The 23,741-nt window shown below is 44.4% G+C and carries 17 protein-coding genes and 7 pseudogenes; 14 read left to right on the forward strand and 10 right to left on the reverse strand.

Translation table 11 applies throughout. The features are described 5' to 3' along the window. Positions 1-397 precede the first annotated feature (397 nt). The 9 genes and pseudogenes from JCM19037_RS04455 (at position 398) to JCM19037_RS04495 (ending at position 8,803) form a co-directional block, all read left to right on the forward strand. Positions 398-2,810 (forward strand): annotated as a pseudogene (locus JCM19037_RS04455) (Na+/H+ antiporter subunit A). Further along, positions 2,797-3,218, forward strand: a pseudogene (locus JCM19037_RS04460) (Na(+)/H(+) antiporter subunit B). Before JCM19037_RS04455 ends, JCM19037_RS04460 begins: the two co-directional pseudogenes overlap by 14 nt. Positions 3,219-3,220: 2 nt before the next feature. Beyond that, positions 3,221-3,559, forward strand: coding sequence for a Na(+)/H(+) antiporter subunit C (locus JCM19037_RS04465; RefSeq protein ID WP_042398291.1), 339 nt, complete (start codon positions 3,221-3,223; stop codon positions 3,557-3,559). Between the two features lie 406 nt (positions 3,560-3,965). Further along, positions 3,966-5,035 (forward strand): annotated as a pseudogene (locus JCM19037_RS04470) (proton-conducting transporter membrane subunit). A gap of 132 nt (positions 5,036-5,167) precedes the next feature. Beyond that, complete coding sequence (locus tag JCM19037_RS04475; protein WP_307189728.1) at positions 5,168-5,530, forward strand: Na+/H+ antiporter subunit E; 363 nt, start codon at positions 5,168-5,170, stop codon at positions 5,528-5,530. Then, the gene (locus JCM19037_RS04480) at positions 5,523-5,804 is read left to right on the forward strand and encodes a Na(+)/H(+) antiporter subunit F1 (RefSeq protein WP_042398294.1); all 282 of its coding nucleotides are present in this window, start codon (positions 5,523-5,525) and stop codon (positions 5,802-5,804) included. The genes JCM19037_RS04475 and JCM19037_RS04480 overlap by 8 nt, the downstream gene beginning before the upstream one ends. Then, the gene (locus tag JCM19037_RS04485; RefSeq protein ID WP_042398297.1) at positions 5,785-6,183 is read left to right on the forward strand and encodes a Na+/H+ antiporter subunit G; all 399 of its coding nucleotides are present in this window, start codon (positions 5,785-5,787) and stop codon (positions 6,181-6,183) included. The genes JCM19037_RS04480 and JCM19037_RS04485 overlap by 20 nt, the downstream gene beginning before the upstream one ends. Before the next feature lie 152 nt (positions 6,184-6,335). Beyond that, entirely contained in the window at positions 6,336-8,249 is a 1,914-nt protein-coding gene (locus tag JCM19037_RS04490; RefSeq protein WP_052363535.1) for a 5'-nucleotidase C-terminal domain-containing protein, read from the forward strand. Between the two features lie 92 nt (positions 8,250-8,341). After that, a complete protein-coding gene (locus JCM19037_RS04495) occupies positions 8,342-8,803 on the forward strand; it encodes an NUDIX hydrolase (protein WP_193744652.1) in 462 nt (153 codons plus the stop codon). A 56-nt stretch (positions 8,804-8,859) separates the two neighbouring features. On the opposite strand, the gene JCM19037_RS04500 is transcribed toward JCM19037_RS04495, so the two are convergent. From JCM19037_RS04500 to JCM19037_RS04530, 8 genes and pseudogenes are all read right to left on the reverse strand, one after another. Further along, positions 8,860-9,465, reverse strand: a complete 606-nt coding sequence (locus JCM19037_RS04500) for an alpha/beta hydrolase (protein ID WP_042398300.1) — start codon at positions 9,463-9,465, stop codon at positions 8,860-8,862. Positions 9,466-9,471: 6 nt separating this feature from the next. After that, positions 9,472-10,446, reverse strand: a complete 975-nt coding sequence (locus JCM19037_RS04505; protein ID WP_042398304.1) for a ring-cleaving dioxygenase — start codon at positions 10,444-10,446, stop codon at positions 9,472-9,474. A 1-nt stretch (position 10,447) separates the two neighbouring features. Beyond that, positions 10,448-10,884 (reverse strand): annotated as a pseudogene (locus tag JCM19037_RS04510) (MarR family winged helix-turn-helix transcriptional regulator). A gap of 1,452 nt (positions 10,885-12,336) precedes the next feature. Continuing rightward, entirely contained in the window at positions 12,337-13,191 is an 855-nt protein-coding gene (locus JCM19037_RS04515; RefSeq protein ID WP_152548939.1) for a hypothetical protein, read from the reverse strand. An 83-nt stretch (positions 13,192-13,274) separates the two neighbouring features. Continuing rightward, positions 13,275-13,553 (reverse strand): hypothetical protein, encoded by a 279-nt coding sequence (locus JCM19037_RS24905; RefSeq protein ID WP_152548940.1) that lies wholly within the window; start codon positions 13,551-13,553, stop codon positions 13,275-13,277. After that, positions 13,543-13,845, reverse strand: coding sequence for a hypothetical protein (locus tag JCM19037_RS04520; protein ID WP_152548941.1), 303 nt, complete (start codon positions 13,843-13,845; stop codon positions 13,543-13,545). Before JCM19037_RS04520 ends, JCM19037_RS24905 begins: the two co-directional genes overlap by 11 nt. A 58-nt stretch (positions 13,846-13,903) precedes the next feature. Beyond that, positions 13,904-14,746: a DUF58 domain-containing protein gene (locus tag JCM19037_RS04525; protein WP_042398312.1), complete on the reverse strand. Its 843-nt coding sequence runs from the start codon at positions 14,744-14,746 to the stop codon at positions 13,904-13,906. A 30-nt stretch (positions 14,747-14,776) separates the two neighbouring features. Beyond that, a complete protein-coding gene (locus tag JCM19037_RS04530) occupies positions 14,777-15,676 on the reverse strand; it encodes a MoxR family ATPase (protein WP_307189726.1) in 900 nt (299 codons plus the stop codon). A 138-nt stretch (positions 15,677-15,814) separates the two neighbouring features. On the opposite strand from JCM19037_RS04530, the pseudogene JCM19037_RS04535 reads away from it, so the two are divergent. The 4 genes and pseudogenes from JCM19037_RS04535 to tatA all read left to right on the forward strand — a co-directional run bounded on the left by JCM19037_RS04535 (position 15,815) and on the right by tatA (position 18,370). Next, positions 15,815-16,718: pseudogene (locus JCM19037_RS04535) on the forward strand (aldo/keto reductase). Positions 16,719-16,765: 47 nt separating this feature from the next. After that, positions 16,766-17,608, forward strand: a complete 843-nt coding sequence (locus JCM19037_RS04540; RefSeq protein ID WP_238544542.1) for an amidohydrolase — start codon at positions 16,766-16,768, stop codon at positions 17,606-17,608. 86 nt (positions 17,609-17,694) lie between these two features. Then, positions 17,695-18,060 carry a M20/M25/M40 family metallo-hydrolase gene (locus JCM19037_RS26710; protein ID WP_238544543.1) on the forward strand — a complete coding sequence of 122 codons (366 nt, stop codon included), beginning with the start codon at positions 17,695-17,697 and terminating at the stop codon, positions 18,058-18,060. A gap of 100 nt (positions 18,061-18,160) precedes the next feature. Further along, the gene (gene tatA / locus JCM19037_RS04545; RefSeq protein WP_042398315.1) at positions 18,161-18,370 is read left to right on the forward strand and encodes a twin-arginine translocase TatA/TatE family subunit; all 210 of its coding nucleotides are present in this window, start codon (positions 18,161-18,163) and stop codon (positions 18,368-18,370) included. Positions 18,371-20,147: 1,777 nt separating this feature from the next. Here the strand turns inward: tatA and JCM19037_RS04555 are convergent. Then, positions 20,148-21,386: a hypothetical protein gene (locus JCM19037_RS04555; protein ID WP_042398321.1), complete on the reverse strand. Its 1,239-nt coding sequence runs from the start codon at positions 21,384-21,386 to the stop codon at positions 20,148-20,150. 147 nt (positions 21,387-21,533) lie between these two features. On the opposite strand from JCM19037_RS04555, the pseudogene JCM19037_RS26715 reads away from it, so the two are divergent. Continuing rightward, positions 21,534-22,138, forward strand: a pseudogene (locus tag JCM19037_RS26715) (twin-arginine translocase subunit TatC). Positions 22,139-22,270: 132 nt separating this feature from the next. On the opposite strand, the pseudogene JCM19037_RS04565 reads toward JCM19037_RS26715, so the two are convergent. After that, positions 22,271-23,646 (reverse strand): annotated as a pseudogene (locus tag JCM19037_RS04565) (dipeptidase). Between the last annotated feature and the right edge of the window lie 95 nt (positions 23,647-23,741).

Raw genomic sequence — 23,741 nt, forward strand, 5'->3', positions numbered from 1 at the left:
AGTGAAGAATTGAATAGAACAGCAAGCCTTTTGTGCGATTCTTGAAGCGTATCTTTTGCATCGAAAAGTACTGTATGAGTATAATATGATCGTAAAAGAACGCAGTATGAGGAACGATACTCCGGTATCGCTCTTTTAATGAGACAGATGAATAACCCTGTTGTCCCGAACACTCATGTGAGAAAATTCAGTCTTTTTGACGAACGTAAACTCCCCATGTTTCACACCCCGTTTGATGAACCGTCCTTCGGTTCGATTTCCAACTTGTACAATGAACAATAAAGCATATTCGGTCAGCGAGCGAAAGCATCGTAATAACTATACACACAATCGGGGAAGTTATAATGACTGTGTATGATGACCTGATTCGATATAAGCAAGAGGAGGCCATAATCTATTGTCCTGGGTACATGTAATGATCGTTTTACCACTATTGTTTGCTGTATTCATTCCGTTTTTATATAAGGCATTTCCGAAGATACATACAGGTTGGTTTGTATTGGCGGTACCTGTCGTTATCTTTGGCTATTTAGCCAGTTTTCTACCGATGGTAGCAAGTGGGCAAACGGCAATGTTGGAAGTGCCGTGGATCCCCTATTTTGATATTAACTTTGATGTTTACGTTGATGGTCTTGGATTAATTTTCGCATTAATTATTTCTGGAATTGGTGCTCTTGTCGTCGTTTATTCGATCTTTTACTTATCGAAAGCGAGAGAAGCTCTCCATAATTTCTATGTGTATTTAATGATGTTCATGGGTGCGATGCTCGGTGTCGTACTTTCAGATAACATGATTGTGTTGTATTTGTTCCGGGAGTTAACAAGCGTTTCGTCATTCTTACTTATTGCCTATTGGTACCAGCGTAAGCAATCGCGTTTTGGTGCACAAAAGGCGATGCTCATTACAGTGTTTGGTGGCTTCTCGATGCTTGCAGCGATATTAATGCTGCATAACATTGGGGGTACATTTAGCATTCAAGAGCTCATCGCACAAGGCGACGTGGTGATGCAACATGAGTTGTTTCTACCAGCGATGCTGTTACTGCTCTTAGGTGCATTTACGAAGTCCGCACAGTTTCCGTTTCACATCTGGTTACCAGATGCAATGGAAGCGCCGACGCCAATTAGTGCTTACTTGCACTCGGCTACGATGGTGAAAGCAGGCATTTATCTTGTTGCTCGTTACACACCGATTTTCGGTGGTACGCCTGAATGGTTCTGGATCGTGACGGGTGTCGGTCTATTCACCTTATTCTGGGGTTCGATTAATGCTGTGAAGCAAAGAGATTTAAAAGCATTGCTTGCGTTTTCGACGATTAGTCAATTAGGGCTTATTATGTCTCTTCTTGGAATGGGTTCTGCAGCGCTGTACTTCGGTTCGGGAGATGACGCAGCTCAAATTCATCTCATCGCGATTTTAGCAGCCGTATTCCATCTCATTAACCACTCCACCTTTAAGGGAAGCTTGTTCATGGTTGTCGGGATTGTTGACCATGAAACAGGAACCGTGATATGCGAAAACTTGGCGGCTTAATGTCGATTATGCCGGTGTCGTTTACGCTCGCACTGATCGGAAGTTTAGCGATGGCTGGTTTGCCACCATTTAACGGGTTCTTAAGTAAAGAAATGTTCTTTACTGGAACATTAAATGCTGCTCAACTAGACATCTTTAACGTTGGAACGTATGGGGTAATGATACCGATTGTCGCATGGATTGCGAGTATCTTTACATTCGTGTACAGCATTGTCCTTGTCGCTAAGACGTTTTTCGGAAAGTACCAGCCAGAACGACTTGAAAAAGAAGCGCATGAAGCGCCTCTCGGAATGCTTATTCCTCCGTCAATTCTTGGGTTCTTTGTGATTGCGATCTTTTTCTTCCCGAATGTGTTGTACGATTACGTGCTTCATCCAATGGTCAATTCAATTGCACCTTCAATTGGCCCGTCACTTGATTATACGATTGAAGCATGGCATGGGTGGGACGCGATTGAACTGTGGATGACAGTAGCGGTCGTAGCCTTAGGTCTTATCCTGTTCTCAACGCTTAAGAAATGGATGTGGATGTACAACAATATCCCGCAAAGCATGCACCTGAACAACTGGTTCAGTGGGGGTATTCGACGTATGGAGCGCGTGTCTCATAAGATTATTGATTTCCATATGACTGGATACATTCGCGATTATCTCGTCTACATCTTGATTACGTTCTTAATTATCGTTGGTGGAAGTTTCTTTTTGACAAACAGTTTCTCGATGCAATCAGATATTGGGGAAGTGAACTTGTTTGAATATGCGCTTGCATTTGGTCTTATCGGTGCTGCAGCGCTCGTCGTAATTACACGTTCAAGCTAACAGCCGTTGTATCAGTAGGCGTGCTAGGGTACGTAATCGCGTTATTCTTTATTATATTACGTGCACCCGATTTGGCGCTTACACAGTTAGCAATTGAGACCGTGTCTGTGGCGTTATACTTGCTTTGTTTCTATCATCTACCGAAACTTCGATCTCGAGAAGAAGAGCAAGGAGAGAAGTTCCAGCCGTTTAACTTTATCGTGGCGTTAGCAACAGGAACACTCATTACACTCATTATGCTCAGTGTGAATGATCATCGATTGTTCGAATCCATCTCGTGGTATTACGAAGATGCTTACGAACTCGCGGGTGCCGCGAACATGGTGAACGCTATCCTTGCAGATTTCCGAGCGTTTGATACGTATCTAGAGATTTTCGTATTAGCGATCGCCGCGCTTGGTGTGTTTGCGCTCATACGATTACGCTTAAATAGGAGGGGTCGCGATGAAAGCCAATGATGTGATATTGCAGACGGTCACGAAAGTCGTATCGTTTATCATCTTGTCATTTGCAGCCTATTTGTTTTTTGCCGGTCATCACGATCCAGGTGGTGGGTTTATTGGCGGTCTTGTGACCGCCTCAGCCCTCGTCTTGCTATTTTTAGCTTTTGACATTCGTACGATAAGTAACGGCATCCCGATTAACTATAGACTGTTAGTCGGTATCGGACTGGCTGTTTCAACCGTTACTGCGGTAGGTCGATCGTATTAGGATTCCCGTTTTTGAGCCATACATTTGAGTATGTTGATTTCCCGCTATTCGGTGAGATTGAATTAGCGACCTCCGTCCTATTTGAATTAGGCGTTGTGCTGACGGTAGTTGGGGGAACTCTGACAATCATTCTAAGTATTAGTGAGGATGTTTAATTATGGAAATACTTGTATCCATTCTAGTCGGCATTCTCTTTACTGCAGGTCTTTATTTGGTCATGGCAAGAAGCTTACTAAGAATTGTTTTAGGTACAGCAATTATTGGTCATGGCGCATTGCTGTTAATGTTAACAACACCTGGGCTGCAGCAAGGAGAACCGCCAATCACAGGTGGGGACGCCGTCAGTTTTAGTGACCCGCTACCTCAGGCACTAATACTCACCGCAATCGTCATTAATTTTGCGACGATGGGTTTCTTCCTCGTTCTTGCATACCGGTCATATAAAGAACTTGGCACGGACGATATGGATAAATTAAGGGGTACTGAAGATGACTAACATCATAATCTTATTATTAATCATTCCTCTTATAACCGGTCTGGTTTTAATCTTCTTTAGAAAACATTTACGATTGCAGCGATGGACCAGTCTGATCAGTCTTATTATTAACGGGATTGTCGCCGTTGTTGTCATACAACACGTTCATAATCAAGGCACACAAACGTTAAACCTCGGTGGTTGGGAACCGCCATTTGGAATTGTCATTGTGGCTGATATGTTGGCGATGTTGCTCGTGTTAGCGACGATTATCGTGGCCATCACTTGTTTATTGTACGCGTTTAAAACCATTGGGGAAGAGAGGGAACGCTTTTACTTTTATACGTTCTTTCATTTTATGCTCGTCGGTGTTATGGGATCATTCTTAACCGGCGACCTGTTCAACTTGTTCGTATTCTTCGAAGTGATGCTCCTATCTTCTTATGTGTTGATCTCTCTAGGGGGAGGGAAAAGGCAGCTTCGAGAATCGATTAAATATGTACTCGTTAACATCGTGTCTTCAATGTTCTTCCTTGTAGCCATCGGTTACTTATACGGCATTACCGGAACGTTGAACTTTGCACATATGTCAATGCGGATTGCAGAGGCCGGACAAGATGGTCTCATTACAACGGTGGCAATCTTCTTAATGCTCGTCTTTGCACTTAAGGCAGCATTGCTCATGTACTTCTGGTTACCTGGACCTTACGGAGCACCACCGATGGCAATTTCGGCACTGTTTGCCGCGTTGTTAACGAAAGTAGGATCTATGCGATCTTCAGGATGTTTTCCCTTGTGTTTTATCATCAAGAGGGAATGACACATCAGATTCTCGCGTGGCTCGGAATTATTACAATGATTCTCGGTGCAATAGGTGCCGTTGCACATTGGAGCTTACGAAAGATTCTCGCGTATAACGTCGTTGTTGCGGTTGGTTTTATGGTCGCTGGTTTTGCCATCTTTACAACAACATCTATGGCAGGATCTGTTTTCTATATTGTGCATGACATGCTCGTTAAAGCGCTGCTCTTTATTCTCGGTGGAATCATGATTGGATTGACGGGAACAGACAAGTTAAGAGAAATGAGCGGGATGATTCGAAATCACGCTGCGTTAGGGTGGATGTTCTTTATTGCCGCGCTTGCACTTGCTGGAGTTCCACCGCTCAGTGGTTTTATGGGCAAACTGTTAGTATTGCATGAGGCTATAGGTGAAGGTTTTTATGTCATTGCGGCCGTCGGTTTGATTACGAGTTTGATGGTTCTCTACTCTGTCGTGAAGATATTCATTAACGGCTTCTGGGGTGAAAACCAACTAAGTGTTGAAGATGAGAAGATGTCAACAAAAGGAGCGCTTTTGCCTTGTGCGATTTTGACCGTCTTAGTTATTGGTATGGGTGTAGGTGCAGAGTTTGTCAGCCCATATATTATGCAAGCAGCAGAAGTGATGAGCAATCCTTCACTATATATTGATGCAGTGATGCAGATTACGGAGTAAAAGAGGTGAGAGAATGCCGATTCAGTTATTAGTTAACATTTTTATTGCTGTTCTATGGATGTTTTTGCAAAATGATTGGAGCATCAGCGCGTTTACGTTAGGTATATTCTCGGCCTCTTGTTAATCTTCCTCATGCGAAGGTTTTTCAACGCTCCTTTCTATCTGAAACGTGTCGGTGCACTAGTGTCCTTGTTAATCTTATTTGTACGAGAGTTGATCTCTTCGAGCATTCTCATTACAAAACAGATTATGAGTCCGAAACTAACAATTAAACCAGGGATATTCACGATGGAAACATCACTGGAGACAGATTTTGAAATTACGCTTTTAGCATTGCTATTAATGCTCACACCGGGCTCTGTTGTCGTTGAGCTTTCTGAAGATGGTAAGACATTCTACATGCATGCAATGGACATTCCGGATTCAAGTGACATGGTACTGCGCTCAAAAGATCAATTTGAAAAAGCGATTAAGGGGGTAACAAGAGATGTTTGATGTTGTACTTCTCATTTCGCTATTGCTTCTTACCCTTTCTATACTCGTTGGGTTGTACCGAGTCATTAAAGGTCCATCAATGCCAGACCGCGTCTATGCTCTGGACTTAATTGGGATTAATATGATCGCTCTGATTGCCGTCTTTTCCATTTATATGAGGTCGACCGCTTATCTCGAAGCGGTTCTCTTACTAGGGATCTTAGCATTTATTGGTACAGTCGCCTTTGCCAAATACATTGAGAGAGGTGTCGCCATTGAACGTAACGACGATTGAAGTGATTGTTAGTGTGTTGGTATTGTTCGGTGTCATCCTCGCCTTGATTAGTGCATTTGGTCTCATACGATTGCCAGACGTCTATACGAGGTCCCACGCTGCGACCAAAAGTGCTACGCTCGGCGTACTCGTCACGTTGACAGGTGCCTTTATGTTTTTCGGTCTTGAAGAAGGATTCTTTAGCATTCGTCTCGTGCTTGGAATTGTATTCGTCTTCTTGACTGCACCTGTTGCAGGTCATCTTGTGTGCCGAGCAGCTTATCGAAGTGGTGTCCCACTAGATAAGAGGACGGTTCAAGACGATCTAGAGCCAATTCTCGGGACGCAAGAAGAGCGACAAGCTGAGAACAAAGAACGACATCGTCGTCCGCATTCATAAACACGAAGACCTGCGCCTTAGACGAAAGGTGCAGGTCTTTGTTATTGATTTGTAAACAATTCCTTCTTTTGTGTAAAAGTTCCTTCTCGTGTCTTGTCGATATATGAGATTTTGCTACGATAGAAGTAATCTTATGGGAGGTGGGAGAACGAATGAAAAAGAATATTGTAGCCTTCGGTCTAGGGGCTTCATTGCTTTGTCTACCCGCAGTGACAGATGCAGCAGATGTTTCTCGAGGGGAATTCTTGAAGAGTATGATGACGAGTTTAGATGTTGAGGTTCATCATTATGATACAGAGTCTCTTCCGTTTGAAGATGTGAATGATGAGTATAAACCTTATGTAGCGGCTGCTTTAGAGCTAGGAATCACAACCGGGAGAACGGAAACAACATTTGGGACAGATGACCCCGTTACCCGAGCACATGCGTCATTATTTCTCACACGAGCGATGAATTTGCAAACAGATAATTTAGATGCAATTGAACGACTTACTGACATTGATGAGAACAGTTGGGGTGTTGAGGCAATAGCGGCGACCGCAGCGTATGGCATTATGACGGGATATTCAGACGGCTCCATACGACCGGCACAAACGATTTATCCTCACCAAGTCGAGTCCATTCTAAATCGGGTTGACGAGCGGTTTGATCGTTATTCGATTGTCCATACGAATGATATACACGGACGTGTCGTAGAGGAGCTTGACGAAGATGTGATGGGTTTACCACGTGTTCACACGATCTACAATCACATTAAAGAGACGAGTGAAGATACGCTCCTCTTAGATGCAGGAGACACGTTCCACGGGACGAATAATGTCCATTTCACCGAAGGACAAGCAATGGTTGATCTGATGAATCACATTGGTTTTGATGCGATGGCTGCAGGCAACCATGAGTTTAACTACGGATATGAGCGGTTAGTTGAAATAAGTGAGCAAGCGAATTTTGACGTGTTAGCAAGCAACGTCATTGTTGAGGAAACGGGCGATCCACTGCTTGAGCGAAACACGATCCTAGAGCTAGGGGATAAAACAGTAGGTGTTATCGGGATTGTGACAGAAGATACACCGATTCGAACGCACCCGAGTAATGTTGAAGGTTTAGCATTTTATGATGATGTTGAAATTGCCCAACGTGAAGTTGAAGCCATGCAAGATGATGTGGACCACGTCATACTACTTACACACTCCGGTCACGCTGTTGAACAAACGATGGCTGAAGAGATTGAAGGCGTAGACCTAGTCATTGGTGGCCATAGTCACACAGCGGTAGAACGCCCGTTTTATGAATCGGGAACGTTCGTCGCCCAAGCACATGAGCATACGAAAGCCGTAGGCGTTGTGAATATGTTTTATTACGAGGATGAGTTAGCGTCAATGAACGGTCAGCTCATCCGTGATGACGGCACTCGGTTCGAAAACCATCCTGACACAGAAGAAAAAGTTCGAGGTGTCGTTTCTGAAGTCGAGGAAGCTCTCGGTGAAGTCGTTGGGGAGTCGAGTGAGCGTCTCATTGGTGACCGTGAAGTTGTCCGCTCGAGTGAATCCAATCTTGGTAACTTAATAACGGATGCGATGCGTGAGCGCACAGGTGCTGACATTGCTTTTATGAACGGTGGAGGAATTCGTGACAGCATTGATGCAGGCGAAGTGACGATGCATGACGTTGTGAATGCTTTCCCATTTATTAATCTCGTTGAAGCCCAAAAGATGACAGGCGATGTCGTTGTTCAGGCACTTGAAGAATCTGTCAGCTTATATCCTGAGAGCAATGGTGGCTTCTTACATGTCTCAGGAATGAGTTTTACGTATGACCCGAATGCAGAACCTTACAACCGCGTACAAGACGTAATGATCGGTGATGAACCATTGGACACCGAAGCCGAGTATGTCGTCGGTACGAATGATTTTCTAGCAGCTGGAGGCGACGGTTATTCTATGTTTAGCGATCAAGAAATCGTTTTGTCCACAGGAGAGCTGTTAAGTGAAATCTTAATTGACTACTTTCAGTCTGGTGCAACAATTCCAAGCGTTGAAGATCGCATCACACAAGTAGAATCATAAACGTACAACCCAGTCACCACACCAAAATCTATTGAGGTTTTGGTGTGGCTTTTCAGTACATATGTGGTTCGTACGATAAGGGGGGGAATGTGTTGTCGCGTTGGCATCGGCATCTAGGGATCTATGGGATTTGCCACGATCACAATGAACTACTCGTCATTCACAAAACTAAAGGTCCTTATAAAGGCATGTTTGATTTGCCAGGTGGGTCTATAAATGAGTGCGAAACGTTGAGGCAAGCGTTGAAAAGGGAATTTCTTGAAGAAACAGGTCAAAACATTTTGATCAATCATCAAATTGGCACGTTTGATTTTTTAGTTGATTATCGTTATAAACAGACAGACGTGACGCATCATATCGCCATTTTCGTCGATGTCTCAATTGAACATTGGACTACGCCTGAAATAGAAGCTCAGCTCAAAGGTCAAGCGGTGACGACAAATGATTCGAGTGGTGTTGAATGGATCGGGTTAGAGGAGATGACGGAGTTGAACAGTTCACCGCTCGTAAGAAAGGCTGCTACATACATCTTAGATGGAAATGTGCCATTATAACGAATGTAAAAGGGCTGCCTTCGTTTTGAAGAGGCAGCCCTTTGCACCGATGTGTATTAAAAATTCTTTTTGAACCATGCAGAAGCTTCGTTTACTTCAGTTTGAGTTAATTGGTGACCGCCTGGTTCCCAATGAAGGTGTACATCAGCATCTGCACCTTTGAGCAAGTTTGTTAGTTCTTCCGTTTCTTCAGGACGACAAATTGGATCTTGTTCTCCAGCACCAATAAAGATTGGAGTGTTCGCTAAGTTTGGAAGATCAATGCCACGCCTTGGGACCATCGGGTGATGAAGCACTGCCCCTTTAAGTGCGTGTTCAAAATGGAAAAGCAAGCTAGCGGCAATGTTTGCCCCGTTAGAATATCCAACAGCAACGATGTTGTTGCGATCAAATCCGTACTGTTCTGCACTTTGGTCGAGAAATTCTGCTAACTCTTTCGTGCGAAAAATCAAGTCCTCTTCATCAAAAACACCTTCTCTTAAGCGACGGAAGAAACGTGGCATGCCATTTTCAGAAACGTTTCCTCTTACACTGAGTACAGAAGATCCAGGTGAAATTAATTGACTGAGCGGAAGTAAGTCTTGCTCATCTCCACCCGTCCCGTGCAAAAGTAGCAAAACAGGTTTTTGGCTGTCAGTACCTTGTTGAAAAATGTGTTTCATGATTTTTCACTCCTTATGCCAAGTTGTATTCAATGGCAGTAGTTTGGCTTCGATTTGTGTTCGTTTATTCTCCAGAAATGGAGGTAATGAAAGGGATTCACCCAATTGATGTTCCGCTTCGTCTATCAGAAACCCAGGTTCATCGGTGGCAAGTTCAAACAAAATGCCATTCGGGTCTCTTACATACAATGATTGAAAGTAATAGCGGTCAACAAAACCAGAATTAGGGATACCTAACTCATTCACGTAGTCGACCCAGCTTTGGAGCTCTTCGCGGTTTTTCACACGAAAAGCAACGTGGTGAACACCACCTCGACCGGGACGTTGGAAATGAAGTGCCGGGTCACGTATGACGTGTACCTCGTCGGTCGTCTGTTCGCTAGACATAGCGAGTCGATACAATGTTTTCTTTTCTTCTACTGTTTCTTCGTGTACGACATGCATGCCAAATACCGTTGTGAGTAACTTCAAGGTTGGCTTTTCATTTCGCACACTAATCTCAATAGGACCCAATCTGTGAATCGCATTTGATTCAGGGACGGGAGAATGTTCCCAAGGTGATCCGTTCGGCGACGCGTTGTCCGGATCATCCGAGACGATTCGCAATCGTTGGCCTTCGAAGTCTTGAAAAGGGAGGACGAGCTTTCCGGCCCAGCGACTGATTTCTCCGTGTTCAATGTTTTTGTCGAGGAATCGTTCTTTCCAATACTGCAACGCCTGTTCATTGGCTACTCTAAATGAAGTGCTTGAAATGCTACCTGACCCGTGTTTGTTCACTTCAGCATCTGGCATTTCAAAGAACGTGATCTTCGTTCCTGGAGCTCCAGTTTGATCACCATAAAACAAATGATATACGCCTAGGTCGTCTTGATTAACAGATTTTTTCACGAGTCGTAAGCCTAGAATTTTCGTGTAAAAGTCATAATTTGCGCTTGCATGGGCTGTGATGGCGGACACGTGATGAATGCCACGTAAGTGCAAGTTAATTCTCTCCTTGTTTATGAAGTATATTGAGCAGTCGAAGCAGTTCTTTTTGATCAGCCGTATCGAGCTCACCAAATTGGTCAATTTGAAACTGTTCTTGCTGCGGAACCACTTCTTCGTAGAAGGTGGTCCCTTCCTCTGTTAAAGACAAGTATTTGGTTTTCCAATCTTGCTGCCTCATAATCAGGCCACGTTCTTCCATCTTTTTAACGAGGTGTGTAATGTTCCCTTTTGTAACGAGTAGCTTTTCTGCTAAATGCTGCTGAGTTACGGCTGATGGGCGCCTACTTGTACGAGTAGATCAAATTGCGCGGTCGTTAACTGCCACTGTTCAAGGTGTTTATTGGAGGCTTTAATGCTTTGATTGTAGAAACGAGCCAACCTAAACCATAATAATATGGCAAGTCGGCGGTCATGTGTCGATGTGTGGTCCATAGAATGACCTCCTTATTTATCAGTATAAAGATAAACTGATAAAACCACAAACGATATGCTTGGGAAACGATGAAACATTTGGTACTCATTGAGGGAAATTGGGCAAAAGGCGGAAAATGGGTCTTATTTTTGTGACAAAACGATTGCGCTGTAATAAAAAGAGTTGCACGGAATGCACTCATTGAGAAGGATCACGTGTAAAAAGATGTGTCCATCGGTGGGCAAAGTACGCCCCCGTGTTTTCTATGCAGTCCAGACTACAAGTGCAACATCGGTGGCCAAAAGACAGCCCCCGTGTTTTCTATGCAGTCCAGACTACAAGTGCAACATCGGTGCCAAAAGACAGCCACCGTGTTTTCTATGTACTCCAGAGCACAAGTGCAACACGATTCACGTTTCTGCCTTTTGGCAACGGTGTGCTGAAAGAAGTCCAAATGCCCCATAAATTCATTTAAGTGACATTTGAGAAAGAAAAATGAAGATTTTAAACGTGAATGCGCACATAAACAGTGTCAATTGTCACAAATCCTCAGATAAGTGACAGTTCAGGTAGCAAAACCGGTGTTTGGTGCTGGCAAATGTCACAAAAAGGTTCCGACTGGTCACAAAAAGTCGTTTCAGTGACAATCGGAGTCGCTACGAGCATTATTTCCAGTACGGATGGTCACATAAATGAGCTCTTCTGTCCGTCTAGGAGCGCTCTCCGGACACAATTCCTCGCACCGCCCAAGTCTCTGTCCTTCTAACCCTGAGCAGCTCCGTATAGACGCAACAGACGCTAAGAAAATCCGAAAGACTAGCAACATGTCGGCGCCTCCGGCGCCGAAGCCAACCCCAGTCGCCTCGACTCGCTCGCTTTTTCTTCGGCACCACCGGTGCCGACAGCAAGATAGTACTTCCAGCTTCTCATCTTGCGAATGCAAAGCCATGCTCGATCCGGGATGGATCCTTGCCCTACGTAGCATGCACAAACCATCTGGTACAGATGCAAGTGCACGTTTTCGACATCGAAGTGCACGACTAAGGCGCTCTCCGGACACAATTCCTCGCACCATACTGTTTCCGTCGATCTCAGCCGCCCTCCGCCCCATGCAATCGAAGAGAAGTATATATGAGAGTGCAGGGGCCGGGACACAAACAGTCACAAATCCTGAGATAAGTGACCGTTGCGCGCCGAATTTGCCCGGTTTGAGGGCTGGATTGTCACATACGTGACCGGCCATCACACGCTTGTGCCAGGTGGTGAGCACCGGTCACGACTTTTTACCTTTCGGCAAACGTTTTGCGTATTGCCCGCAACCTTTACAGTGACGAACAACGATCGACAAACAGATGAATTCCAACAGACAATATACGGTAACCATTCACCCTCAAAGACCGATCTCGGTCATCGTTTCAGTGAATTTCTTTCGTTCAACTTAACTAGAAAACCCGGTCCTCTGCCCAGGTTTTCTAGTTTTTCAAATGTTTCTTAATTCGTTTCGTTTCTTTTTTAAACCAGTTAGTATCTTGATCATCAATCGTTCGGTGACCATAGCGGGCGCCTTCGTACACATCAACGTACGCTGTTAAGTCAAAGTCAGTGAGATTTTTCGTCACAATGAGCAGCCATTGATGAATGGTCTGCCTAGGGTCTCTTGGTACCTCTTTTTTCTTGGCGTACTGTTCCAATTTCTCGACTTCTTTTCGAATGAGTTGTTGTTTGTCTGGAGCGGAATAAAGGTTTTTAAATCGATTTGTTAATGTTTTTTGCAGTCCAGATGAAGCATTTTGGACGAGGTGGTTGTTTTGTGCGTAATCTTCATTTCCGCGGATCACTTTTCGTATGAAAATGACAGCCAACACGATACAAACGAGAAACGTGAGTGTCGCAAAGATCCAAGTGATGTCAAACAGTTCAGTTGGAACGTACGTTTCCTGTTCTTCAAGCGAACCTGCGCCCATCTCGATTTCTGCTTCAAGGGGAGGTTCCACATCTTCTGGCGCGATTAACGCAAACAGCATTCCAAATAGTTGGAAAATAGGTGTGACGATGAACGTTAGTAATGTGAGTATCCCTTCAATAATCATCGCTACCATTCGTTCGATAACGGATAAGTTGAAATAGATGACCGTTAAAATAAGCAATAGAGATCCGATGAGTCCACCTTGCCATACAATGAGTGTTTGGTTACTTTTGCCGTTATTTGCACTCATAAAAGATAACGTTAAATACGTGATTGCAGCTAATGTCATACTCGCTAAGTAAAAAAACAACTCCGTTACTGGAAGTGTTGCTCCGAAGCTTTGGAGAAAAGCGGCGACCATCACGTTCATCCCTATTAAAACAAGGAATCTCCCCACGAGTCGTTCAGATACCGAGAATGGTTGATGAGAAATAATTCGATACATCACGAGCAATTGTATAAGAAGTACTGGAATGAGTATGATTTGATACAGACCCCACCCAACGACAAATAGAAGGAGTAAAGCCCCAATAATGAAAAGTCTTTGCTTTTTTTGGGCGTTTCTACAGCCCATACGAGAATGAATGAGCAAGTGAACACGAACAAAACGAGTTGGAGCAATGGAAAGCTCGGTGAAATGAGTGCATAGATCACATAGAATAATCCGAGTAATAGGTTCACTTCAATTCCAGTGTAGAAACCGAACATAATCTTACGAGCCATGATCTCTCCCCCTTTGTTCGAGTGGCGTATACGGGGATAAATAGGCGGTTTCTTTGTGCAGGTGCAAAATGCTCAGCGGTTGACCGTTTCTATGCAAGTGGTGAAGCATCTCGTCAACCTCTTGGGTGCGCTCTCCAGCATGAATCCAATGAACGGGATGTTCCCGCTGATAGATGAGATGTGAGAGCAGTTTCGTATAGGACGTTGTGAGTGTACGTCCCTTCGTCACAGAAGCTAACTGTTCGAGTAAATAGAGCAGCTGTTCATTACCCGTTCCTGCCTGCGTGTGCATGAACCGAAAACTGCCAAATGTCATGCGATTCATGCAAGGCCAAAGGCCATGTCGTCTCCTAAACTTCGTTAGCAATAAATGCGCTATGCTCTACGAGGGCATCTAAATCTTTAGAAAGTCCATAGTCGGAAGTGATATTAACGGTGAGAAGTACACTTTGATCGGTAATCGTTTCATATTGTTTCGTTTGAAGCTTTTGCATCTTTGCACTCGCTTTCCAATGAATATCTTTGAAATCATCCCCAAATTGATAATCACGAACGCTAACGGGCAACATGCGATCTTGAAACAGTGCAAAAGGTTTAGGGAAGTCTCCTTCAAATTGAGTGAGCGGCTTTTCCGTTTCAGCAACAGGGAGAAGCTTTGGAAAAACAAGTGCTTCTTGCTTGAGCGTATGGTAATAGCGAAGTTCCACATGCCCAAATCCTGCCCAATTCGGAATGTCAATGCGAATTGAACGAATGCGACCGATTCCCCGTTCAAAAGCAACAAAAGGAATATGGATTGTTTTTTCAGAGCGGTATCCTAACGTGATCCGAGTCCGAACCTCATGAATGCCTTCGCCAGAACTCGTTGTCTTCTCAACATCAATCGGATTGACATTGTTATCAAATTGAATGATGAGTGTTGCTTGGTAAATGGGCAGACCGTCATTGCGAATCGTAAATTCAAAGGCACCTTCATTGTCGATATGATACCGCCTTTTCTTTCCAGTCTCGGTGAGTGAAATTTGCGTACCAAGGCGTTTGAGTATTACGTTTGAGACACCTACCCATAACACACCAAAAACGGAAAGCAATAACCATAAGGCTTCGCCTTGAATTAAAGCGAAGACTAAAGATAGTGAAAAGGCTAGCGTAGCGATGCCTGTGACACGCGAGCTCTCAACGGTCCGGTTCATGCTTCATTCGCCTCAACAGGGACAGGAACTTCATGAAGTATATCTTTGAGAATTTGATCGGCCCCTTTTGTCATGTACTTCTGTGGATAAAAGAAGTCGGTGAGCGATGACATAAGGAGCGGTGTCTTGTAGATCATTTGGATGAACATAACTTCGCTCGCGTAGAAAAGCCATGCCTTTTGCTGCTCGAAGCCAAGCGAGCGTTCCCCGAGGACTGATCCCCACTTCGATAAGCGGGTGATTTCGCGTCTCTTGGGCGAGTGTCAAAAGGTACGTTTCGACATCTTGGTCGACGGTAATACGAGCGACTTGTTCTTGGAGAGAGAAAATCTCTTCTTTTGTTAATACGGCTTCTATCTCTTCTTTAGAAGGGGAGGCATGTGTATGTAAAATTGATCGCTCTTGTTCGACATTCGGGTATCTCATTGGGATTTTTAAGAAAAATCTGTCCAATTGAGCAGCAGGAAGTGCATACGTTCCTTGTTGAGATTCGACTGGGTTTTGCGTGGCAATAACGATAAAAGGCCCGTCGATCAGATGTGTTTCCCCGTCAATTGTCACTTGTCTCTCTTCCATGACTTCTAATAATGATGATTGTGTTTTCGGTGTGGCGCGGTTGATTTCATCAGCAAGGAGTACATTCGTAAATACAGGCCCTTTTTCTAATTGAAACTCTTGATGCTTCGGATGGAAAAAACGTAAGCCGGTAACGTCGCTCGGCAAAATGTCTGGTGTAAACTGAATGCGACTAAAAGACATATGTAGCGCAGAAGCAAACGTTTTTGCTAATAACGTTTTTCCTGTACCGGGCACACTCTCAAGCAACACATGCCCATGATTTAATAAGGCGATTGTCATCAACTCAATTACCCCATCTTGACCGATCACTTTTTTCTGAATGGTCTGCTGCAACTGTTCGTAAGTCTTCATTATGGGTCCCCCATTCTTTTAAATCACGACTATTGTCTATTTTGACAAAAAACTGTCAAAACAACAAGCGCAAATGTACGTATGAACCGAAGCGAAAACGGGTAAACGTGGACTAAGAACGTTGAAGGAGGAAAACAAATGCAAATGCGTAGACTAGGGAAGTCAGACATTCATGTTAGTGAAATTGGCTTTGGAACGATGAGTCTTTCTGAAAATATAGAAGAAGCAAGGCTCGTCCTTGAAGCAGGTATAGAAAAAGGCATGAATTATGTGGACACCGCAGATCTGTATCAATTCGGAAAAAACGAGGAGGTCGTCGGTGAAATCATCAAAGGCAGAAGAGAACAACTTGTGCTGGCGTCTAAGGGGGGGAATCATTGGCAAGAAGGCAGGATGATTGGTTTTGGGATCCTTCTAAAGCGTATATTAAAGAGGCGTGTAAAAACAGCTTGCGACGTTTAGGTACCGATTATCTTGATGTGTATCAATTGCACGGTGGAACAATTGATGATCCGATTGACGAGACGATTGAGGCGTTCCAAGAATTGAAGCAAGAAGGGTTAATTCGTGCGTTTGGCATTTCTTCAATTCGACCGAATGTCATAAAGGAATATGCGGATTCAGGGATGACGAGTGTATGATGCAATACAATTTGTTGGACAGAAGACCTGAAGAATCGATGTTAGATTTTCTCCATCAAAATGACATCGGTGTCATCGTAAGAGGTCCGATCGCAAAAGGCATGTTAACAGAAAAGTCGGGAGTGAAGACGCCTGAAGAAGGTTTCTTAGATTATACGAAAGGTGAAGTGCAGTTTGCGGCGGATGCGCTGTCGTCAATGAGACACTTGGGTACACCCGCTCAACTTGCCATTCGTTATGTGCTTCATCACCCTGCTGTTTCAACGGTTACTGCGGGAGCAAGTTCAGTGGAGCAAGTGTTGGAGAATGTCGGAGCGATGGATTTGCCTTCACTTACTGACGAAGAATATGAGAAATTGCAACGAAGCTCTCAAGCCATTGTATATGAACAACACCGGTAATTTTTTTCATGTTACGATGAAAGAAAACATGAAAGAACGGTGACAACATGAGAAGTCATGAATGGGTCGAGCAAAATGAAGAGCGCTTCGTAAGCTGGAGACGAGAATTCCACCAAGTTCCGGAAGTAGGCTGGACGGAGTTTGTTACGACCGCCAAAATTGTAGAGAAACTTGAAGGCAAAGGGTTCTTACTGCACATAGGAGAGGATGCCATCGCTGCAGATGAGCGTTTAGGTGTTCCCGACCAAGAAGAGTTGGACGAAGCGATGCTGCGTGCGAAAGAGTATGGCGTTCCAACTGCATTGCTCGACAAGATGAAAAACGGAACGACAGGTGTTGTTGCACGCCTTGATACAGGACGAGCTGGGGCACATACTGTACTCCGCTTTGATATAGATGGACTGCCAATTAAAGAGGCGACAGACGACAACCATCTACCGTTTAAAGAATCGTTTCAATCAACGATTGCGGGTAACATGCATGCGTGTGGGCACGACGGGCATACAGCGATTGGTCTAGCTGTTGCGCATTACATTTCTCATCATCAAGATGAGCTCACCGGAACCTTTACGTTGTTGTTCCAACCTGCAGAAGAAGGTAGTCGTGGGGCAAAAACGATGGCAGCTAAAGGTTGGCTCACTGGTGCAGACTATTTTCTATCCGGTCATATCGGCATTCAAGATCGAGAAATCGGCCAAGTCGCGGCAACGACCACGGGTTTTCTAGCCACGACTAAATTTGATCTCGCGTTCACAGGCAAAGCTGCCCACGCTGGAGCATATCCCGAGACAGGTAAGAATGCGATGATCGCGGCATCGGCCTTCGTGCAAAATGCTCTTGCCATCCCAAGGCATAGCGAGGAACAACACGCATTAATATCGGTACGTTAACGTCTGGAAGTGGTCGAAATGTCATTCCTGACCGAGCGGTCCTTCAAGGAGAAACACGAGGACAGACAGATGAGTTGGACTCGTATATGTTTGACGAAGTACAGCGCGTGGCAAAGGCCGCGGCGTTAATGAGCGATGTAGAGGCCAATATAGAAGTAGTGGGTCATGGCATGACCGCAAGGTGCGATGACGTCTGGGTCAATCGGCTGACCGCAGCAACCGAGGCGAATCCGTTTGTGAATACAATTATACCGACCCTCCCTATTGGTGCATCAGAGGATGCTGCAGTACTCATGACAGACGTTCAAAATGCAGGTGGAGAGGCTACGTACATGATCTTTGGCACTCCACTGGCAGCAGGACATCACCACCCGTCATTTGACTATGATGAACGGGTATTGAGCACCGGAGTAGCCACGTATATCGATCTCATCTGTTCATTACATGAATAGCGTCACCCGTACAGCAAAGTTTTTCTTTGCTGTACATTTTTTTTGATAAAAAATGGGAAATTGGAGCAGTCTAACAACTAAGAAAGCAGGAGGTGAACATATGAGTCCATTTAACGTCGGAATCCCAAGTCTTATCTTGATTTCTCTGTTAGCTCTCTTAATTTTTGGACCCAAAAAACTGCCGGAGATTGGCGGGGCCTTTGGTAAAACCATTACTGAATTCAAAAAGTCCACAACTCAAATCTTCGAAGATACTCCGGCTGCTACTCCAAAAGAAGATACCTTGGATAAACCCGATCGTGAAGCTTAGTCATTTGCTTATGAAGTATCCTAAATAACCTTGCCAGTTGGCAAGGTTATTTACGTAGTTAGGGGCCTCTGCTCGCTGAAAACAACCATGTCTTGCCTGAGTGGCAGGAAGACTACGTTAAAAGCTTGTGTTGCGAGGGTAGTGTAAAGAATTATTCGGATATGTCTGGGGCACTCGGTTTTAGCGCATGAACACGACATACCGCAATTTAAAGGTCTATATACGTTGAGTACATGGGTTGCTGTGGTTTTAGCTACATCATCCCCCCGACTCCATGCGCTCGTCGTAAGAAATTCCACCGCCCTTTTCGGTCACACAACCAACAACATGTTCGTATGATTCATGGCGGAGATCGTTAGGCTTATCATCGACACCAGAGGTGCCGAAGGTTGCTAGAATAATGGTTTTAAGTTCAGTGTAGAAACGAGCGTTCATAGGTCGGCCATTGTCAGGTAAACTGCGGTGTTCTAAATGATCTAGATCGTCCAGTATCTGGTAAAATCATCGTTCGACCGGGATTTATATAAATTGAACTAAAGAACTTCTTCAACAACCAATCGTAAGCTTGGTAAAGTGAAAACTATGCTCGAGTTGCGACCGAACTGTTCTCAAGTTGGGGAAAATCGCAGGAAAAACGATATATTCTCATAAACTAGGGAACAGAATGAGCAAACTCGGTAACAGATCACAAGGTCAGGAGTACATCCCTGCCCCGAAGTTCCCACGAGACGTCGGCGCGAGCCGCGCCGAACCGAGTCCGATTTGGCTTCGGCCTGCTTGGACCGACAGGGTGCTCGCTTATGGGCATTGAATCTGCGCTCCAGTTCGAACAAACTGCGCGCAAGTTTAGCGAAATGAGCACCAAAATCGTTAAACTAGGCAAACTTGAGCGTAGAAAGTGTAAACTAGAGCGCAAAATGGCACCCAGCAACGCGCTTCCCCCCCAACCCAACAACCAACAGCGCAAATCAGGGAAATTTTAAGTCCATTCTATATAGATGAATTGAACTAAAGAATTTAATTGAATTCTATGATCGCGATTGGTCTATACGGGCAAACGCCTACCCATTGCTTGTTGAAGTTCATCTCGTTTCACTTCGACAACGTTCGCCACTGTAAGGGTTGCGGGCAACACGAAAAACGTTTGCCGAAGGGTAAAAAGTCGTGACCGAGGCTCACCACCTGGCACAAGTATGTGACAATCCAGCCTCAAACCGGGCAATTTCCGCACGCAACTGTCACAAATCGCAATATTTGTGACAGTTGACACCGTTTATGTGCGCATTCACGTTTAAAATCATGATTTTTCTTTCTCAAGTGTCACTTAAATGAATTTATGGGGCATTTCGACTTCTTTCTATACACTGTGGCCAGTAGTCAGAAAAGTGAACCGTGATGCTCTTGTGCTCTGGAGTGTCAAGAAACACGGTGGGCGTTTTTTGACCACCGTTGTTGCCCTTATAGTCTGGACTGCATAGAAAACACGGTCGCTGTATTTGGGCCACCGATGTTGCACTTGTAGTCCGGACTACAAGCATCCAGAGAGGCATATTTACTTTTTTTAAAACGAGTAACCCCACTCCTTTCGGGGTGGGAGTTACCAGTTAGTAGATTGACGTATACGTCAGAGAGAGCCAATCGCTAAAATCTTTAGTCGATGTCTCTTTTTGTGGTGTTGCGATGAGTTGCCGCAGTCGGTCAACTTTTGCGGACAACGAATCGGTGTCCCCTTCTTTTTGTACGGTTTGATAGAGGGTGGCTGCTTGTAGATAGCTCTTTAGTTCAACGGCTTGGGACCAAAGTCAGCCGTGGCGAAATGATACTCTTGGAGAATACCTCCGAGGTCATGTGGGGTGGCAAGAGACAAATAGTCGCCTGCTTTATCTGCCCATACGTGAGGCAAGTCACGTGTGGCAATTTCCCCATTCATGATGGCTTTTTCTAGTTCATAGCCAATTTGCAAATGCAGAGGCACCATGAGTTCGCTTGAATCATTTTTGACGATAGTGAAATCAACAGCGTTCATGCCAGCGTGAATTTCATCAATAGAGTAACGGTGAATGGCATCAGGTAAGTGCTCTTTGCACTGTAGAAAAAATGATTTGCTTTTGCTAATAAATGAGGAGAACAGCAGTCCGTATGCTTGTTGCATGCTGGCAGGTACTTCTGCTTGTAACAAGTGATTGCTCGTTTGCGCGAACAAGCTTTGTCCACATGAATAAAGCGTTTCTTTCATCATCTTCTTGAACTCTTTTGCAGATGGAGCAGAAATGCCTACGCGTACGTCCTCTGGTGATAATGGAACGAAGAAAGGATGAATTGATGAATCGATGCGCCCACTCTCAAAGTCAAAGTTTGTAAGTTCAAATAAAGATTTTGCAACATCCATTTGTTCTTCAATTTCGATCTCTTCGAATAGGAAGCCAGTTTTCGGTTGTTTGTTTGATTGTTTCACGTGGGAGAGTAGTGGTAAAACGACTTCTTGCAATTGTTGGAACCACGCATCTACTTGCTCAGAAGTGAGACCGTCTTCTCGGAGATCTAAAATGGCACCGTACCGATCATCTCCGAAGCCTGCGTAATCGGCATAATCCATTTGCAATGCTACCAGCCGGTCAAAAAACGGCCGGAAAACGGAAAAGTCGTTTGCTTTTCGTGCTTCTGTCCACATTTGCATCGCCTTGGCAGCGTGTTTTTCATATTTGGTATACCACTCGTAAGGAATCTTTTCTAAACGACGTGCTTGTTTTTGAATATAAGTAAAACTCGACAACATTCCAGTAGGTAAATCATTTGGATCTAATTGTTCAACGACTTGTTTTACAGACTCTGATGTGAGATGTCTGTACGTATCTTCGGCTAATGTACCCATTAAGTTTGCTCTCATTTGAGCACCTTTCGTAGATCCATACATATAGCTGTCCCAACGCAAAAGAGCTAGGCTATGTTCATTGGCAATGAGTCGTTGCAAAACAACTTCGAATTCTTGTTCTAAACTTCTCGTTACAGGTGGCATCGTTTCACTCCTCAAAGGTAAGTTCTCTCTCAGCATTTGCCAAACATTGGTGAACTATTCCTTTAAAGTATGTTTTTTGGATTGCTGGGGATAGTAAGAACACTAGCAAAGAGGAGGGACTATACCGACGTGATGACGAATGAACAAATGGATAAACAACCTACCTTAGAACATATTACCGTGCTCAGAGGGGCCATTATCCGATCTTTAATTGTGTACGCGATTGCATTTATTGGTCTATTTATATTGCTGCGTTTTTATATGGATGTTCTCATTGGAGATGCAAATCTAGTGATGTTAGGGCCACTTGATGCGATTAAACTTTACTTCACACTTGCAGGTGTGCTCGGTCTAGGGTTTTCTGCACCGTACTTGGCTTTAGAAGCTTGGAATTTCGTAAAACCTGCGCTAAGCAAAAAGAAGCAAGTATTCTTTTTAACTACATACCGGCGATTTTTGTTTGCTTTATCATTGGATTAGCATTTGGTTTTTTCGTCATCCATCCGCTTGCTTTTTCATTTTTAATCGAATTGGGTGAGCTTCACTTTGATATGATGATTACCGCATCCGAATATTTTTCTTTCGTAGTCATGACAACCATTCCAGCTGGATTTTTGTTTGAGCTTCCGTTAATCATTATGGCGCTCACATCGTTTGGACTCATCGATCCTTATTCCCTCGGGAAAATTCGTAAATACGCTTACTTTGTGCTGTTCTGTATTTCTGTCCTCATCACCCACCAGACTTTTTGACCGATATTCTCGTCGTCGTTCCGTTTATCATTCTTTACGAGATTGGAATTCTACTCGGAAAATATATTCATAAACGTAAACCGAATCGAGTTGCTGAGGGAACATAAAAAAACTGAAGGAACAAAAGTTCCTTCAGTCTAAGTCTAGGTCGGCGACACGTGTATAATAATTACAAATGGCGCGCAGTCCTTGGTCGAAGTTTTCAAGGTGAAAATGTTCATTGGGGGCATGGAAATTCTCAGATGGAAGCCCGAAGCCCATCAAGACAATCGGTACATCTAGAATCTCACTAAAGGTTTCGGCAATCGGCAAGGATCCACCCATGCGTGTGTATGCCGTTTTTTCATTGTAGACAGACTCCAGCGCATCACCTGCTGCTTGGATGGCCGGGTGATCATACGGTGTTAAAAACGGCTTGCCTTTATCAAATGGTGTCGTCTTTACTGTCACACCTGCTGGAGTATGTGCTTCAATATGCGCATACAACTTTTCCAAAATGTCATCTGGGTCTTGTCCAGGAACGAGACGGCAACTTATTTTGGCAGATGCTTCGGATGGCAGAACAGTTTTCACGCCTTCTCCTTGAAAACCACCATGCATGCCATTCATTTCAAGCGTGGGTCGTACCCATGTCCGCTCTAAGAAGCTGTACCCGTCTTCACCGTACAATTCAGGGACGTCGAGCTCTTTAGTAAGGCTAGTTCATCGAAGTTCAACGCATCATAGGCGCGACGTTCTTCATCAGTAAGTGCGATAACCCCATCATAAAAGCCATCCACAGTAATTTTCCCTTTTTCGTCATGCATGGATGCAAGCAGTTTCGTTAATGCGTGAAGAGGGTTTTGTACACCGCCGCCGTAAAGGCCGGAGTGAAGGTCCCCTTTTGCTCCCTTTAGGTCCACTCGCAACCCAGCAAGCCCACGCAAGCCATAGCATACCGTCGGTTTCCCTTTCTCAATCATCGTCGTGTCAGAGATAACGAGAACGTCAGACTGGAGCTTTTCTTTGTACGTATCCACGAACGCGTCCAAATTCGGACTGCCCACTTCTTCTTCCCCTTCAATCATTACTTTTACATTGATTGGCAATTCACCGTTGACATTCATCAATGTCTCCAACGCTTTAATGTGCATAAACGTTTGCCCTTTATCATCTGTAGCCCCGCGTGCATAAATTTTGTTATCACGGATACTCGCCTCAAAAGGGGGCGTTTCCCACAGTTCAAGGGGGTCGACAGGTTGAACATCATAATGCCCATAAATGAGTACCGTCGGTTTATCACTCGCATGGAGCCAATCCCCATAAACGACAGGATGACCGTTTGTTTCCATAATCTCAACGTGCTCCAGACCGATTGTTTTCAGTTGCTCGGCAGTCCATTCCGCGGCTTTTCTTGTATCCTCTTTATGCTCAGATAATGCACTCACACTCGGGATGGCAAGGTAGTTTTTCAATTCTTGCAAATGACGTTCACGATTGGCTTTTAATTGCTGTTCAATTTGTGACATAGGTGCCTCCTCAGTTTTTCTTACTCTTTACTATTTTGCCATCGGTTTTATAAGAGCGCAAACATTCCTAAAGACACTTGTATTTATAGGATTTT

Origin of the sequence: Geomicrobium sp. JCM 19037, assembly GCF_000698105.1 — a bacterium.
GTDB lineage: Bacteria > Bacillota > Bacilli > Bacillales > Marinococcaceae > Geomicrobium_A.

Bases quoted from the DNA above. Each gene is read 5' to 3' on its own strand.
- JCM19037_RS04465 (WP_042398291.1), top strand. From the start codon at position 3,221: ATGGAAATACTTGTATCCATTCTAGTCGGCATTCTCTTTACTGCAGGT.
- JCM19037_RS04475 (WP_307189728.1), top strand. From the start codon at position 5,168: ATGCGAAGGTTTTTCAACGCTCCTTTCTATCTGAAACGTGTCGGTGCA.
- JCM19037_RS04480 (WP_042398294.1), top strand. From the start codon at position 5,523: ATGTTTGATGTTGTACTTCTCATTTCGCTATTGCTTCTTACCCTTTCT.
- JCM19037_RS04490 (WP_052363535.1), top strand. From the start codon at position 6,336: ATGAAAAAGAATATTGTAGCCTTCGGTCTAGGGGCTTCATTGCTTTGT.
- JCM19037_RS04500 (WP_042398300.1), bottom strand. From the start codon at position 9,465: ATGAAACACATTTTTCAACAAGGTACTGACAGCCAAAAACCTGTTTTG.
- JCM19037_RS04515 (WP_152548939.1), bottom strand. From the start codon at position 13,191: ATGGTCGCCGCTTTTCTCCAAAGCTTCGGAGCAACACTTCCAGTAACG.
- JCM19037_RS24905 (WP_152548940.1), bottom strand. From the start codon at position 13,553: ATGGCTCGTAAGATTATGTTCGGTTTCTACACTGGAATTGAAGTGAAC.
- JCM19037_RS04520 (WP_152548941.1), bottom strand. From the start codon at position 13,845: ATGCACACGCAGGCAGGAACGGGTAATGAACAGCTGCTCTATTTACTC.
- JCM19037_RS04525 (WP_042398312.1), bottom strand. From the start codon at position 14,746: ATGAACCGGACCGTTGAGAGCTCGCGTGTCACAGGCATCGCTACGCTA.
- JCM19037_RS04530 (WP_307189726.1), bottom strand. From the start codon at position 15,676: ATGAAGACTTACGAACAGTTGCAGCAGACCATTCAGAAAAAAGTGATC.
- JCM19037_RS04540 (WP_238544542.1), top strand. From the start codon at position 16,766: ATGAGAAGTCATGAATGGGTCGAGCAAAATGAAGAGCGCTTCGTAAGC.
- JCM19037_RS26710 (WP_238544543.1), top strand. From the start codon at position 17,695: ATGTTTGACGAAGTACAGCGCGTGGCAAAGGCCGCGGCGTTAATGAGC.
- tatA (WP_042398315.1), top strand. From the start codon at position 18,161: ATGAGTCCATTTAACGTCGGAATCCCAAGTCTTATCTTGATTTCTCTG.
- JCM19037_RS04555 (WP_042398321.1), bottom strand. From the start codon at position 21,386: ATGCCACCTGTAACGAGAAGTTTAGAACAAGAATTCGAAGTTGTTTTG.